Annotated in this window: 1 rRNA gene; it reads left to right on the forward strand. The window is 53.2% G+C overall.

The window, feature by feature from the left end:
• Positions 1-528: ribosomal RNA gene (locus ACJ8PN_RS25620) — 23S ribosomal RNA — on the forward strand; the annotation flags it as partial.

Genomic DNA, 528 nt, shown 5'->3' on the forward strand with positions numbered 1-528 from the left:
TTAATCGGGGCAGGGTGAGTCGACCCCTAAGGCGAGGCTGAAAAGCGTAGTCGATGGGAAACAGGTTAATATTCCTGTACTTGGTGTTACTGCGAAGGGGGGACGGAGAAGGCTAGGCTAGCCGGGCGACGGTTGTCCCGGTTTAAGCGTGTAGGGGGTGTGACCTGGTAAATCCGGTTGCATACTAACCCTGAGGCGTGATGACGATGCACTACGGTGCAGAAGTAGTTGATGCCCTGCTTCCAGGAAAATCCTCTAAGCTCCAGGTAACATTAAATCGTACCCCAAACCGACACAGGTGGTCAGGTAGAGAATACCAAGGCGCTTGAGAGAACTCGGGTGAAGGAACTAGGCAAAATGGTGCCGTAACTTCGGGAGAAGGCACGCTGGCATGTAGGTGAAGTCCCTTGCGGATGGAGCTGAAGCCAGTCGAAGATACCAGCTGGCTGCAACTGTTTAATAAAAACACAGCACTGTGCAAACACGAAAGTGGACGTATACGGTGTGACGCCTGCCCGGTGCTGGAAG

Source organism: Serratia sp. CY76391, from assembly GCF_052166695.1.
GTDB lineage: Bacteria > Pseudomonadota > Gammaproteobacteria > Enterobacterales > Enterobacteriaceae > Serratia > Serratia nematodiphila.